This is a genomic window from Streptomyces sp. NPDC054841, assembly GCF_053611045.1.
Genome location: NZ_JBSGZO010000229.1, coordinates 1 through 13489 on the forward strand (window position 1 = coordinate 1; position 13489 = coordinate 13489).

Annotated in this window: 13 protein-coding genes and 3 pseudogenes; 7 read left to right on the forward strand and 9 right to left on the reverse strand. The window is 67.9% G+C overall.

All coding sequences use genetic code 11. The features are described 5' to 3' along the window. Window positions 1-295, reverse strand: a 295-nt coding sequence (locus tag ACWGI8_RS26405; RefSeq protein ID WP_453664542.1) for a (2Fe-2S)-binding protein, incomplete at its 3' end; no start/stop codon positions are given. Between the two features lie 430 nt (window positions 296-725). Here ACWGI8_RS26405 and ACWGI8_RS26410 point away from each other — a divergent pair. After that, a pseudogene (locus tag ACWGI8_RS26410) lies at window positions 726-1097 on the forward strand (transposase); the annotation flags it as partial. A gap of 3 nt (window positions 1098-1100) precedes the next feature. On the opposite strand, the gene ACWGI8_RS26415 reads toward ACWGI8_RS26410, so the two are convergent. Beyond that, window positions 1101-1616, reverse strand: coding sequence for a hypothetical protein (locus ACWGI8_RS26415; protein ID WP_453664543.1), 516 nt, complete (start codon window positions 1614-1616; stop codon window positions 1101-1103). Continuing rightward, window positions 1595-2191 carry a hypothetical protein gene (locus ACWGI8_RS26420; protein WP_453664545.1) on the reverse strand — a complete coding sequence of 199 codons (597 nt, stop codon included), beginning with the start codon at window positions 2189-2191 and terminating at the stop codon, window positions 1595-1597. The genes ACWGI8_RS26415 and ACWGI8_RS26420 overlap by 22 nt, the downstream gene beginning before the upstream one ends. Before the next feature lie 12 nt (window positions 2192-2203). Between ACWGI8_RS26420 and ACWGI8_RS26425 the strand changes: the two genes are divergently transcribed. After that, a complete protein-coding gene (locus tag ACWGI8_RS26425) occupies window positions 2204-2764 on the forward strand; it encodes a hypothetical protein (protein WP_453664546.1) in 561 nt (186 codons plus the stop codon). Between the two features lie 624 nt (window positions 2765-3388). On the opposite strand, the gene ACWGI8_RS26430 is transcribed toward ACWGI8_RS26425, so the two are convergent. Continuing rightward, window positions 3389-4156: an NPP1 family protein gene (locus ACWGI8_RS26430; protein ID WP_453664547.1), complete on the reverse strand. Its 768-nt coding sequence runs from the start codon at window positions 4154-4156 to the stop codon at window positions 3389-3391. Between the two features lie 1076 nt (window positions 4157-5232). Further along, entirely contained in the window at window positions 5233-6156 is a 924-nt protein-coding gene (locus tag ACWGI8_RS26435) for a phage baseplate protein (RefSeq protein ID WP_453664549.1), read from the reverse strand. 453 nt (window positions 6157-6609) lie between these two features. Between ACWGI8_RS26435 and ACWGI8_RS26440 the strand changes: the two genes are divergently transcribed. Further along, window positions 6610-6942: a glyoxalase superfamily protein gene (locus ACWGI8_RS26440; RefSeq protein ID WP_453664551.1), complete on the forward strand. Its 333-nt coding sequence runs from the start codon at window positions 6610-6612 to the stop codon at window positions 6940-6942. Between the two features lie 469 nt (window positions 6943-7411). On the opposite strand, the gene ACWGI8_RS26445 is transcribed toward ACWGI8_RS26440, so the two are convergent. The 3 genes and pseudogenes from ACWGI8_RS26445 to ACWGI8_RS26455 form a co-directional block, all read right to left on the reverse strand. Further along, window positions 7412-8014 (reverse strand): hypothetical protein, encoded by a 603-nt coding sequence (locus ACWGI8_RS26445; RefSeq protein ID WP_453664553.1) that lies wholly within the window; start codon window positions 8012-8014, stop codon window positions 7412-7414. A gap of 140 nt (window positions 8015-8154) precedes the next feature. Next, window positions 8155-8313 (reverse strand): annotated as a pseudogene (locus ACWGI8_RS26450) (type I-E CRISPR-associated protein Cas6/Cse3/CasE); the annotation flags it as partial. A gap of 262 nt (window positions 8314-8575) precedes the next feature. Continuing rightward, window positions 8576-9193 carry a TetR-like C-terminal domain-containing protein gene (locus ACWGI8_RS26455; RefSeq protein WP_453664562.1) on the reverse strand — a complete coding sequence of 206 codons (618 nt, stop codon included), beginning with the start codon at window positions 9191-9193 and terminating at the stop codon, window positions 8576-8578. 67 nt (window positions 9194-9260) lie between these two features. Here ACWGI8_RS26455 and ACWGI8_RS26460 point away from each other — a divergent pair, with 67 nt between their 5' ends. From ACWGI8_RS26460 to ACWGI8_RS26470, 3 genes are all read left to right on the forward strand, one after another. Beyond that, window positions 9261-10595, forward strand: a complete 1335-nt coding sequence (locus ACWGI8_RS26460) for an alpha/beta fold hydrolase (RefSeq protein WP_453664554.1) — start codon at window positions 9261-9263, stop codon at window positions 10593-10595. A gap of 500 nt (window positions 10596-11095) precedes the next feature. Beyond that, the gene (locus ACWGI8_RS26465) at window positions 11096-11779 is read left to right on the forward strand and encodes a DUF3105 domain-containing protein (RefSeq protein WP_453664556.1); all 684 of its coding nucleotides are present in this window, start codon (window positions 11096-11098) and stop codon (window positions 11777-11779) included. Continuing rightward, on the forward strand, window positions 11776-12471 hold the full coding sequence (locus tag ACWGI8_RS26470) for a DUF305 domain-containing protein (RefSeq protein WP_453664558.1): 696 nt from the start codon (window positions 11776-11778) through the stop codon (window positions 12469-12471). Before ACWGI8_RS26465 ends, ACWGI8_RS26470 begins: the two co-directional genes overlap by 4 nt. A gap of 120 nt (window positions 12472-12591) precedes the next feature. Here ACWGI8_RS26470 and ACWGI8_RS26475 read toward each other — a convergent pair whose 3' ends face one another. Beyond that, the gene (locus ACWGI8_RS26475) at window positions 12592-13011 is read right to left on the reverse strand and encodes a hypothetical protein (RefSeq protein WP_453664560.1); all 420 of its coding nucleotides are present in this window, start codon (window positions 13009-13011) and stop codon (window positions 12592-12594) included. A gap of 110 nt (window positions 13012-13121) precedes the next feature. Between ACWGI8_RS26475 and ACWGI8_RS26480 the strand changes: the two are divergent. Beyond that, window positions 13122-13489: pseudogene (locus ACWGI8_RS26480) on the forward strand (hypothetical protein); the annotation flags it as partial.

Below are 13489 nucleotides of genomic sequence, written 5' to 3' on the forward strand. Positions count from 1 at the left end.
TCTCTGGCTCGACCAGCTGGTGGTCCCGCTGGTCGAGATTGACGAAGATCATTCCGTACCTGATGACACAGCGAATGGGTTGTGGGGCCCCGCGGGGCCTGCGCAGGCAGCGAAACGCGTGGATCTCCTCGTCCTCACCGCGATTGATCACGATGGGCTCGCCGAAGAGGGTGACCATCAACGACGAATCGCCACGATGGGGGATGGCCGTGATGAGGTCGATGAAATGCCACCCGGAGCGGTAAGCGGTCGCCATCTCGCGCCGGAATACGCGATCGTCGGGCGGGGTTGTCATGCGTCACTGCCCACCGGAGCGAGGCCGCCCCAGGAGGGTTCCACGTTGCAGCTTGGGACAGCGAGAGCATCGGCTGCCGCAGCGGCTGTGGCGCCGCGTGCACGAACCATCCTGGTCATGACCGATCTCCACCTCGTTGGTCGATACCTCCCCCCGCGGCTACGACGATGGCTCATTCAGAACCCCTTTACCAGCGGCGGCAGGCCTCATGTTCCTGCTTGTGCAAGATCATGGGGGTGTCCCATCAGTACTCGAAGCGGAGCGAAAGCAGGCATAGGCGTCACGGGTGCTGGCGCAATTGCGCGTGAACCAGAGCCGCAGGCCCCCGCGGGAACTCAGGCCACAGCCCACGGCTCAGCACTCCAGCCCGACAGTTCCTTGTCCAGCCATTCCTCGACGGTCCGCCGCCAAGGGTCGGTGGAGTCGCTGTAGATTCCAGTCGGTCCTGGACCGCATTCGGGTGCCGCGCGTGGGCACCGGCCGGCCGCGTCGCCGACCGGACCGAGTACGCGCGGACAGGGCATACGGCTCCCGAGACAACCCCGACTACCTGCGTCGACGCGGGATCCGCTGCACAATCCCGGAGAAGTCCGACCAGATCCGCAACCACAACCGCAAGAGGCTGGGCGCCCGCGGCGGTCGCCCGCCGAAGTTCGACAAGGCTGACTACCGCGAGCGCCACGCGGTCGAGTGCGGGATCAACCGCCTCAAGCGCCACCGGGCCGTGGCCACGAGGTGCGACAAGCTGGCGGTCCGCTACGAGGCCACGGTCACCATCGCCGTTATCAACGAGTGGCCGTAATCGTTACAATGATCCGCGAATCTCTGAGCCGGCGTGTGACCCTCCTATCCAGAAGGTCAAAGCCTTCCGTCTACCTCCCAGCGACCGCCGCATCGCATTGACCAGCCGCATCTGCGCCTGAGCCACCTCCGCGCTCGCCTCCCGGAACTCCTCTTCGCCGAGTGGCGTGTGGACGGGATCGGCTTCTCGCACTACGCGGTCCAAGAAGCGGTCGACCGACTGACCAAAGCTGTCCACCTCGGCCGCAACCTCTGCGGGAGCGATCAAGCTGACCCGCGTCAGAACGGCGCTCCACTCGGCCCAGTCGTAGTCCCAGCCGCAACGGTCGGCGTGTGCGCGCTTGATCACCATCGTGAACTTGGCGTAGTGACTGAGGAGTTCCTGGTAAGCAACCAGCTGCTGGTCCCGCGACCACTGATGGTCCTGGCCTCGTCTGGTGACGATCCCGCCTACCAGCACGCCAACGGTCGCCGAGGCCGCTCCCGCAGCGGTCGTGATCAGCGCTTCCAGCAATTCCACTCCAGCCCTCGTGCCCAGCAACTGCCGCTCGACCCGCAATGGGAACGTAGCATCGGTGCATGTTGGCGCGTCAGGGCATGCGATGGCCTGGGGCCGGAATCGTTGTGGTCGTCGTTCTCCGGCACCTGACCGTGGCCGTAGTGACCACCGCGCGAGGCCCAAACCCGCTCGCTGCGGTTCGCCTTCCACGTCGGCTTGCCCATCGGCCAGTCGTCGGGGACGCCCCAGCTGCGCGACCACGTGAGGATCTTGTCGAGTCCCTTGGCGGACGTGTCACTTACGGTGGCGTACGACTTGCCGTTGATCCGGCAGTGCGGGAAGAAGAGCGTGTCGACCTGGAGCACAACCCGCCCAGCCCGCTTGGTACGCGTACCGCCCCGCGAGTCCACGACGCTCTTGCTTCGCGAGTTCGCCGGATAGACCTGAGCGATCCCGCCGGTGAACGGGTCCCAGAGCAGATGCGGCGCGGAAGCGCGGCCTCCGACGGTGAAGTAGCCCACCAGGGCATCGAACGGCACGAGATCAGCTGACTTGGCCACGGTCGCATTCCTGTCCCAGGTGATGTGCCAGATCACCTTGGGCGGGTGATGGGTGTCGGTCGGTGCCGTGTCACCAAGCGGATGCCTTTCGGCTCCGGGCAGCCACAGACCGGGCATGGCCCGTCCTGCTTCTCCCCCGCGCCTGCACAGCCAGCCCCTGGCTGGCCTGGGCGCAGTACCACGCCCACCCGGCCGGCCGAAGCCCGCGGCTGGGGACGTAACATCCGCTTCGCCGTCAACCGCGGCCTGGTCCACCTCCTCACCGGCTACGTCGAGGTCGACGTCATCCGGCACACCGACCTCTTCACTCCGCTGCGGGCCCTCGACCTGCCGGTCGGCCACATCGTCACGGTCGTGGAGGAGATGGGCATCTTCGAGGACGACAGCAAACCCTCCTTCGAACGCTGGCTCGCCCAGAGACTGGAGGAACTCTCACCCGGCATCCGCTCGGAGGCCGAACGTTGGACCCGCGTCCTGCACAAGGGCGGCCCGCGCAGCGTGCCACGACGAGAAGGAACGGTCTGGCTGTACCTCAACCGGATACGCCCGGCGTTGCTGGAATCGTCGGACCGCTACGACCACCTGCGGGAGGTGACCCGCTCCGAGTGACAGCAGCGTTCCCGAACACGGAGCTGGTCCACACCCCGGTGAACCCTCCTGGTTGAACCAGGTGGAGATCTTCTTCTTCGTCGCGCAGCGCAAGGTCGTCCCGCCCAACGATTTCACCGGCCTTGCCCAGGTCGCAGGGACGGCTCCGAGCCTTCGAAGACCGCTGGAAACGCCACGGCACAGCCATCCCAGTGGGGATGCACCACCTCCGACCTGGACGATCTACTGGCCAGGCTCAACCGGCACACCACCGATACCCCGCAGGAGCCTTCGTCGCCCTGGCAGCTTGATCAACCCCCAAGGACTTCGAGCTTCGACCACTCACTACGCGCCGCGTCCCCCTCAGCCGGTGCCCGGCATGGCGCCCTGCTCAACGTCGAACCGGCCGGGCGCCGGCACGGAGACAAGACCGCCTCGGCAGTTCGGGCAGCGGCCCCAGCGCCGAGACTCCGCGTCGGGCAGCGGCGCACCGCAGTCCAGGCAGCGGACTACGGGGCGGTACCGGGTGACCAGAACGGGCCGCCCGGTCTACTGATCGTCGCAAGGCCGGTTCACGGACATCCCCGGCGGCACGCAGGCCCGCTGCTGTCGGAGCGCCGGGGAACAGCTGAGCTCGGCTACGGGTCACGCATCGGGGTCGAACGGGATGCCAGCCGGCTTGGCCTCGGCGAGGTGGCTCGCGAAGCTGCCATCCTTGAGCCCGAAGTGGGCGCTGCCGAAGTCGGCCTGGATGAGCTTGTCACGCAGGCCCGCCGGGTAGCCGTTCCAGCCGACGAGCTTGGGGAACTGCCAGGTGTGCTGGTGGTTCTCCGGCGGTTCGTCGTTGGAGTTGGCGGGTCGGAAACAGTGGGTGCTCACACCGTCCTTGTGGTACACGACTTTCGGGTGTGTGCCGTCCCAGCGGATCTGGTCGCGCGGGTAGATGTTGAAATCTCCGTGGGCAGAGGTGGCGACGTATTTCGCCTGGTTGTTCTCTACCCAGACCACGACGTGCTCCCAGTCGTGGCGGTGCCCGCCGAGGCTGATGCCGGGGATGGCCTGGTCCTTCTCGAAGTAGAGCCCGTAGATGATGGCGCACCAGCCGTTGTTGCACTTGGCGCGCGAGTACCCGTTGGTGTTGACGAGGTCTGACGCGTCCCGGCAGTTGCCGTTGAGGGCCCCGGTGGGCTTCAGACCGGGGTTGATGGTGCCGTCGGGGCCGATGGCCGGCGTCGAGTAACAGCCGTCGGTGTCGTAGTCGAAGGCCGGCTGGAACGTCTGATCCAGCGTGTCCGCGTTGGCCGGCAGGGCGGCCGGCGGCGCGGCGAAAGCAGTGTTCGGAACGGCGAGCACCAGCGCGAACGCGCCGGCGAGGCTGAGCGAAGCCCTGCGGATTCTGGAGCTCTGCTGCACCAAGTCCTCCTGGAGACCGCGGTGTGGGGTACCCGATCCATTGACATGTCCGCCACAGCCTTCAGGTGTTTCGGCGGAATGCCAAGAGGCGTGCGGTGACTATGCGATGAAGGGTGGACCAAGAGCGGGACGCGGTCCCGGTGAGCGCGCCTCTTGCGTTTCCCGCGCGACCCTGGCCGCGCCTCCGGTGCGGCCTCCGGCAGGTGGCTCCCGCCCTCGTTCTCCTCCGTCGGGGACACACGGGTGCCGGTCTTGTCGCAGGTGCACTCGGCTTCGGGGTCCTGAACGCGGGCCATGCACATGGACATCAGGAACAGCTCGCCATCGGGGCCGGCCCACCAGTGGCAGTCGGCCGGAACGGTGACCTCGGTGCCCGCGACGGGGGCGTCACGGTCGCCTGGCGCGGTCTGGGCTGTGGTCACCGAGCCCGCGGGCGACGATATTGAGGCGCTGTTCACAGGCGCGGGCGGCTTGCGCGTCGTCCGGGGGCGGGGGGCAGCGGCTTGTACGCGAGGTCTTCCGGATCGCTCACCCCGGCCGCGTTCCTCCCGGCCCGCCAAGCGAGCACCGGGCAGGTCGAGGGGTGGGAGCCGAAGCGCATCTTCACCTTGCGCGGGGCGGTCGGTCCTGGAGGCCCGGGCGGCGAAGCAGGGGCAGGGGCAGGGGCAGGGTGTGGGTCAGTTCGCGGGCGAAGCAGCAAGCATCACTGACGAGGGTGAAAACTGGTGTGGCAGCAGTCAAGTTGCTGCCACACCAGATGAGTTTGGGCCCCAGCTCGTCGGCGCAAGCCCCGAGGAACACCCGTGTACGGCTTCACGCATCCGCGCGAAGCTCGCCGAGGAGCCACCGCGAGAACTTCACCGAGGCGGGGGTGGCCCCATGGACAGCGTCGTACATGGGGCCGCCGCCGTTTCATCGACCAACCAGTCGAGCACGAGCTGGACCGGTCCCGCAGGGCCTCCCTGCGCGAGCAGACGGCGGACTGTGACACAGCACCGACGACACGGCCGGTTCTCAGCCCACAGGCGTGGCTGTCCGGGGACGTTCGAGCGCATCCGCCACATGCTTTCCGTGGGTCAGTTCGTGAGCTCGCTCTTGTAGAAGATGCTCGAATCGAATGTCGCGGGACTTCCGCTGACCTTGGCGGAAAAGCCGAAGGCGAGTCTCGGGCCGCTGGAGTCCCGCCAGATGGCGATTCCCTCCGGTTCTCGGCCCGGCAGGGACTGCCCCGCATTGGTGAGGAACTTCTCCTCGTACGATCCACCAGTCTTGTTCATGTCCAAGCGGACGAGGTACGAGGCCGTGCCTGAACCTCCGTAGAGGAGATAGGCGTACTGGCCGTATGCCGTGATGCCCTGGAACAGGTGGGAGTCGCTGAGGCCGAGTTCATCGTTGTTCGGGATCGCGCGCTCGATGAGGCGATTCCCGTCGCCGAGATTACCGTTGACGGCGTCGGCGAGAGAGAACAACACGATGCGCCACTCTCGCGATTCGGACGTAGCCGTCGCGTAGCGGATCAGCAGCCGGTTCGTGTAGGGGTCGATCGCCGGTCGCGGAAGGTCTCGGTAGCTCGAGATCGTCGGCGTCCGGTCGTAGATGGATGAGGAGCCGTAGTCGAGGGTCCCGCCGTCCCGGTACCGGAATCGGGCAAGCCGTCGGCCGGCGCCCCTAACCGAGTCGCCTTCGAGCCATAGAAACGGAACCGCCCCGCTCACCGGTTCGACACACATCGAGGAGGCATGACCAAAACCGTGAAGCGCCATGGTGCCCAGCACGTTGCCGTGCAGGTCGGTCTTGTTCATCCATACATCGCCGGTGTCGCTCCCCGGCTTGCCCTGGGCGATGTAGAGGTGGCCGTTGAAATGGTCGTAGGCGAAGGACTGCATCGCCCAATAGGGCTGGTGGAGAGTCTTCCGCCAGACAGGGTTGCCACCCGCACCGCTGAAAACAAAATGGCTGGAGCCGGGAACAGTTGCGCTCGCCGGTGCTGCAGCGAGCACGGGGAGGCTACCGGCCGCCGCGGCCGTGGCCAGCCCTGCGCCGGTTCTCAGAAGCCCGCGCCGGGTCGTTCCGCTTGGTCTGTCGTCCTGGGATGCATCTCTCAACGCCCTTAAGTTCCTTGCTACTTGGAAATGAATCCCCACAACCTAGTTAGCGACGCCGCACATGTCGAGAAGCACCTGGGGAAGTCCAGCCCGCCAACACGGAGTTCGGTGCAGGAAGGACCGCAAAGAACCTTCTGCACGGCGCTTAGCTCGGACCCTCGGCGAGATCAACGCCCACGGCTCAGATCATCGGCGTCAAAGTATGTTGCGCCCGGTGCTCGCAGCCCCGCCCACATGCCCCAAGTACGCCCAGCAGATGAAGGGCGGCGGCTTCGTCCTCTCCGGCCGTGAACTACTGCCGCTTCAACCAACGTTTACCCTGTCGGGTGGTCTGGGACGATGGGCCACATGGACGAGGAAGTCATTCCAATTCTTTACGTCGAGGATGCTGCTGCGGCGGTCGCGTGGTACGGCCGTCTGGGCTTCACCCAGCATTGGGAGCATCGCTTTGAGCCGGGACTTCCCGCGTTCGTGGAGGTGGCCCGTGGCCGGGTGAGGTTGTTCTTGTCAGAGCACAAAGGCGACGCCCGTCCCGACACGTTGATCTACCTCCGGGTCCGTGAAGTCGACGCCGTCGCGAACGAGTTCGGTGTCCAGGCGAAGGACACTCCATGGGCACGCGAGATTGAGCTGCGTGATCCTGACGGCAACCGCCTGCGGGTAGGCACTGCGTCGGAATGAACGCTGCCGGTAGCGCGAGGCAGCGAAACTGTGCTGGTGGCAGAACGAGTACGCGTCCGAGAGATCGGTGATGACGAGGCCAGGCGGTTGCTGCGGATCGCATGCCCTTACTCGCCACCTTCACCACTCACTGCAAGAACGAACCATTGCCGAAGACGAGCGACACCGACGAAATCCAGGGAACCTCATCAGTGTCGGCGAGGAGGCCAAGAGCCTTTGTCGCAGGGACGTCGTAGCAGACGACGAGTGCGTCACCATCGGCGAACGCCTCGGCTGGTCGCTGGACGAAGACCCACACATGAGTGCCTTCCGCCCCTTGCGTCCCGTCTTCTACAACGCCATCGCCCCTTTCCTCACACGGGTACCTGGCAGGCGGCAGAGGATGATCAGGGCTAACGCCCACTGGCATGCGTCCCGACCACCCGCGTGTGCGCGAGCGCTCGCTCCACTTCGCCGGGCGGAACACCCGTCAGCGTTCGGTCTCCTGTTCCACCCCGGGGCCGGGGACGCGGTCGAGGAGTTCCGCGAGGACGTCGAGCCGCAGCGCCGCACGAGGGACGTCGGTGGGCGTGATGCTGCCCGGGGGCGGCGGCTGGAACACGGGCGCCGGTTCCACGCCGAGCGCCGTCATCCGGTCAAGGATGCGCTGTTGGAACTCCTCCGGTGAGGTGTACGGGCAGACGATGTCCCGCGGATCGAAGATCGTCCATGACAACTCGTCGTCCTCGTCGCGAGTCGGCAGATCGAACCAGGCCACACGCGTCACGGAGGGATCCGGCAGGGGAGAACGGAGCGCGGCCATCGGCCGCGCCCAGCGATGGATGCCCCGCCTCAACATGCCGCCCACGCCGTCGCTCTCCGGCCACGCCGCCGGGGGCGCCACGGCGAGATAGCCGACGCCCTGCTCGAGGTCCGGCCGGTCGGCGTCTTCGGCCACCTCGTAGGACCACCGCTTCCTGTTCCACCGCCACAGACGCGGGGACTCGCCGACCCGGATCAGGGTCAGCTCCCAGTCCGGTCGGTAGGTCCGCTTGACGTAGAGCCCGCCGGGTTTGAGCTGCGCGAACAGCATGGTCCTCCCCCTCGGCCGGCCAGGCGCCGACCGTTGTCTCCCCACTTGCAGCTTAGGGGGCTTCGCTCGTGCTTTGCCGGTGGGGCTGCCATGCGGATGAGGGTGAGGCCGTCGAAATCGATAGGGACGGGCGGGGGCGCTCACGCGGTGGCCGCCGGGGCGAGGCTGAGCAGGCCTGCTCCGTACGGTTTGCCGCGGCCGATGCCGGTCAGGACGGCGTCGGTGAGGGCCGCCGGGTCGGTGACGGTCGCGGTTCCGTCGTAGCGCAGCAGGCTGTCTCGCATGGGTGGGGCGTCCTTGACGCCGCCGGTCAGCAGATGCCGGGTCAGCGCCGGGAGCCTCGGGTGGAACGCCTCGCTGCTCTGTCGGGCCATGAGATGCAGGTCACCCTCGGCGGAGTCGGGCTTGAGCCCGCCCTTGCGTGCGGCCTCGGCCAGTGCGGCGCCCAGGCTCGGGCGCCGGTACCCGTTGGCGGGCATCGCCTTGGCGTCCTGCGCCGCGGCCTCGCGGGCGGAGAGCGGCCGAGCGGCGATCAGAGCGGCCACCGCGACTGACTCTCTGTCAGGGGGCGGGTTCGTCGTGCCGAGACCTGTGGAACACCGCGGGGGCCGTCCAGCCACGCAGCGTGGCGAGGATCGTCGATCGGAATGCGGCTTCTGCTGTGGGGGCGTCGAGGGCCCCGGCGAGTTCGAGTGTCACAAGCCCATGCAGGGTCACCCAGAGTGAGACGGCGATCGCCGTCGCTTCGCCGTCGAGGACGGACTCTGTCACGGCGCGATCGATCGCCGCGATGAGCGGCCGGACGGGGTCACCGGCACCGACCGCTCCTGACGGCTTGAAGGTTTGCACTCCCCCGAACAGCACTGAGTAGAGGTGGCTGCGTTCGCGTCCCCATCGTCGGTATGCGGCGGCCAGTGCGTAGATGTCTGCGAGGGGATCCGCAGAGGTCGGCACCGCCGTCAGGGCCTGGAACAGGCTGGCGACGGCTCTGTCGCGTACCGCTCCGATCAGTCCTTCCTTATCGCCGAACAGGGAGTACACCGCCGCCGTTGACGTCTCGGCGGCAGCGGCCACGGCGCGGACTGTGACCGACTCCTGCGGACGGGTGGCGAGCAGCTCTGTCGCGCACTCCACGAGTCGCTCTTTGACGGTCGCGTCGTTTGTTCTCGGCCTACCCATGACGAGAAGCCTACCTCCTTTGGTAACGTCGTTTTGAAACAGCGTTCTGAAACTTCGGAGGTCCGCCGTGCCCACGTTCGCCATACGCCTTGCTCGCTTCACCGGACGCTTACTACTGGCCCTGGCCGCCGTCGCGACGCTGGTCGTCGTCTTTCTCGTTGCGATCGTCCTCACGGACGGGTCAGGCTCCGGGCTCGGCGCATGGTTGACGGCCCTTGGAGCCGGGGCTGTCGCCGCAATGTGGCGGGGTCGGCGTCGTACCCGGGCGGCGCGGCTCGCGCCGTTCCTGCCGGTGGTTGTCGCGGCAGCGTTGACGGCGTCGGTCTGCATCCCGACCGTGCCCACGGCCCGGCGGTATCCGCCCGCCCTGCCATTCGTGGCCACGCAGTACTGGAGCCTGGCCACAGGCAGTCGGGTCGCGGTGTATCACTACCCGCCCGCGAACGCCGGCACCCGACGCCCCATTCCGTTCGTGTACCTCAACGGCGGGCCAGTTCGCGGCATCTCGGTTCTTGACCACCGTTTCCTGCAGCTCCTGGCGCGACAGGGCTACGACGTCTACGCCTACGAACAGGCCGGCGGCGGGCGAAGCGACCTGCTCCCCATGGGGCAGTACACGATCTCCAGGTCGGTGCGCGACCTCGCCGCTTTCGTCGACCGCCTGGACAAGGGCACTGTCGACATCCTCGGATTCTCGTCAGGCGCGGTTGTGCTCACGCGAGCCCTGGCCGACCCGCGCGTCGCTGCACGCTTGCACCGGGCGATCATCGCTGAGCCCGGACCGATGGACGGCCCCACCGCGCAGATCACCGGTCACAAAGGCCAACCATCCGCGCGCGGCCTCGCGCCGGCCATGACCGGACCGCGGTCCACACGCATCCCGCGGTACGCCGCCGCATTCGGCCTCATGCGACTCGGACTCCTCACCCCCGACACCGGGCTGATCGGACAGGCCGAAGGCGACAACGCGTTCACCGCCGCTGACCTCGGCAGCGACACCGCATCCGCCTACTGCGCGCGCGACGCGCACCGCATCCCGACCGAGGACACGGCACAGAACTTCTCCTTCAGCCCCGCCGCTAGCCTCCGCGTCCAGCAGACGACCAAGGACTCACCCTCCATCGCCCCGCAACTGAGGCGCTCCCGGATCCCCGCGATGCTGATGATCGCCGAGTGCTCCTCCCAGGTCCGTCAATGGGCGACCGCCGTCCTTGCCGATGATCCCGCCATCCAGCGCACGCAGTACATGCCTGGAGTCGGACACCACATGTGGAACGGCCTTGACGACAACAACGACCGAGCCGCCGCCGTCATCACCGCATTCCTTCAGGACAAGCCCGCACCCCTGCCGAACTACCCGACCCGCGACGAGATCCCCACGTTCTTGCGCGACCACAAGTGAAGACCCTGCAGCCCGTCTCCGGCATCGGCGGGCGAACGCTCGAGGCCGCTTGGCCCTGCGTCAGATACGGCCACAGAGTGTTCGCCATAGGGACGGCCTCATAGACCATGTCCTATGTGGTAGTCGCTCGTTGTGCTTGCACAGAACTCCGCCCCAGACCCCGGTATGCCGGAAGCCTGGCGCCTCCGAGCCTGGGCGCAGGGCCGGACGCAACCGCCCCTTTCGGGTGAGGGAAAGGGCGCCTTGTCCGGGACATCGGCTGAAGATCGCTAGCGTCGGGAGCGGCCCATTCGCCAGGTCGAGGGAGGGCAGCATGCGTTCGGACACCCCGCGCAGGGTCATGGCGGCCGGCACTCCGGGTGCGAGTGGAGTGACACGGATGACCACGTACGTTCCTCTTACCGAGTGTGGCCGCAGGAACGCTTCCGTCGCCGGCCGCCGACCCTGACACCTGCGCCCCGTGGCGCCCGATTTCCCCTGAACCGAGCGAGGTCATGGAGATGAACAAGCGATTCGTCATCGGCCCCCTGATCGCCGGTACGGCAGTGGCAGGACTCGCAGCACTCGCCGTCCCGGTACTGGCTGCTCCAGCAGAGACTCCGACGGCTGTCCAGGCCGCTTTGGTCAGCACTCCTCGGATGCTCGGCAGCTACGCGCTGGGCCACGAGTCCGTGAAGAAGGAACAGGCTGCCCAGCAGGCGGCGAAGGTCACGGAGGACAACGCCGCCGCGGCCGATGAGCCCATCAGAGGCGAGAAGTCCTGGGACGCCAGGAAGCTCGGGCGTAATCATGTCACCACCACCGTGACGTACCCGATGAAGCCGCCGGTCGGCGGTGACCACCACCCGACGTGGATGAACTGCGACGGCAACGTCTACGACGAGCCGATCCCCGAAGTGAACGCCGTGCACTCTCTGGAGCACGGCGCCGTGTGGGTGACGTACAACGACAAGGCCCCGGCCGCCGACGTGCACAAGCTCAAGGAGAAGGTCGGCCAGATCTCCTACTCGATGATGAGCCCGGTGAAGGACCAGGCCGGGGCCATCATGCTCACCGCCTGGGGCAAGCAGGTCACGGTCGGCAGCGCGGACGACCCGCGGGTGGACCAGTTCCTCACCAAGTACGTGCAGGGTCCGCAGACACCCGAGCCGGGTGCCACGTGCACGGGCGGACTGACCGGGTGAGGACCTGGACGAGGGTCCGTGGGCTCGCCGTCACGGCCGTCACGCCGGTGCTGCTGTTCGCGGGCGCGGCCACCGTCGCGTCCGCCGGCGGCGACGACGGCCACCAGGCCGGGCACGGGGGCACGGCGGCCGCCCCCGCGCCGGACTCGCCCGACGCCGGCTTCGCCCGCGACATGGCCGTCCACCACCAGCAGGCGGTGGAGATGTCCTTCATCGTCCGCGACCGCACCCAGGACGAAGAGCTACGGCGGCTCGCCTACGACATCGCCAACACCCAGGCCACCCAGCGCGGCATGCTGCTGGGCTGGCTGGACCTGTGGGAACTGCCGAAAGTCGCACCCGGAACGGCACCCATGGCCTGGATGACGGCTTCCGGAAGCAGCGAGGGCCATGGCGGTTACGAAGATCATGGCAGTCACCAGGTCCGTAGGGGTTCGCTGATGCCCGGCATGGCCACCCAGGCGGAGTTGGAGCATCTGGCGAAGGCGAGCGGCAGGCAGGCCGAAGTGCTCTTCCTGCAGCTGATGACCGACCACCACAATGGCGGCATCACGATGGCACGGGGCTGTGCGGACCTGTGCACCGTGCCGCAGGAGAAGGCCCTCGCCCGCAAGATGCTCGACACCCAGCAGTCCGAGACGGACCTGATGGCGGACATGCTCAGACAGCGGAACTCTGCGCCACGGCCCTGATCCCCTCCGCACACCCAGCGCGAGCACGCGGCGTACCTGCTCAGCCGACGGGGCGTCAGCGATCAACTCGCCGACTGCCAGCAGGGAGGTTGCTCCGGGCGGAACCGCTCTTGGGGAGGATCAGCGGAGTTCGACGGTGATGCCGACCCGTGCGAGCAGCCGGAGGACGTCGTCGACGTACGATGTCTCGCCCGCCGTGTCCACGCTCACCGAGGCGAGCGCGCGTCGGGCCACCTCGGCATCGTGCCAGACCAGCGTGAACGGCGTGGGCGGCCACTCCCCGCCGCACTGGCAACCGCGCAACACGCCCCAGCACTGGTGGTGATGGACGCCGGGGCCCGCAACCGCCTCGCCCAGCGCGCACGCCAGCGCCGACACATCGGTGACGTGCCGGCCGTCGAGGTGCCGCACAGGGTCGGCCAGTGGCTGGCCGACGCCCTGACGGGCGGCGGCGAAGGCGGCCCACTCAGCCCGGCCCTCGGGCGGGAACGCGGCCCACGAGCCGGCTCGGTCGGCGGCCCCTCGAACCAGGCGTCCCACACCGGACGGACCCCAGGCACGGGCCGGACGGCCGGGCCCTCGCGCAGCCACAGGTCCACGAGGGCCCCGCCAAGTGCGGACGGGCGGGAGGTGACGACCTCCAGGGGCATGTGCTCCTGGAGGCGCATGACACGACCGGACCGGTCCACGGCGAGCAGCATGACGTGATCGCCGTCGCCGCGCGGGCGCACCAGCCGACGCAGCAGCCGCTCACCGGGCTCGCAGCCGATCAGTCGCACCGGCGGCGCGGAGAGGAGGGGGCGGTTGGCGTACAGGCCCTCGACCCGACGGCACTCGCCCAGGCCAGCGCCGCCCGCGATGAACAGCAGCCAACGGGCGTCCGCGGGCCCGGTGCGCCGCCACACCGGGCTGTCGACCTCGGCCTCGACGACCACGTCGACCAGCGACGCGTCGAGGGCGGAGGGGCGGCAGCCGAGCAGGACGGGGGCGAGCAGCTCCCAGTGGTGCGCGTCGTAGG

Excerpts from the sequence above, each read along its gene's own strand:
- ACWGI8_RS26425 (WP_453664546.1), top strand. The coding sequence starts at position 2,204 with ATGGGTGTCGGTCGGTGCCGTGTCACCAAGCGGATGCCTTTCGGCTCC.
- ACWGI8_RS26440 (WP_453664551.1), top strand. The coding sequence starts at position 6,610 with ATGGACGAGGAAGTCATTCCAATTCTTTACGTCGAGGATGCTGCTGCG.
- ACWGI8_RS26445 (WP_453664553.1), bottom strand. The coding sequence starts at position 8,014 with ATGCTGTTCGCGCAGCTCAAACCCGGCGGGCTCTACGTCAAGCGGACC.
- ACWGI8_RS26455 (WP_453664562.1), bottom strand. The coding sequence starts at position 9,193 with ATGGGTAGGCCGAGAACAAACGACGCGACCGTCAAAGAGCGACTCGTG.
- ACWGI8_RS26465 (WP_453664556.1), top strand. The coding sequence starts at position 11,096 with ATGAACAAGCGATTCGTCATCGGCCCCCTGATCGCCGGTACGGCAGTG.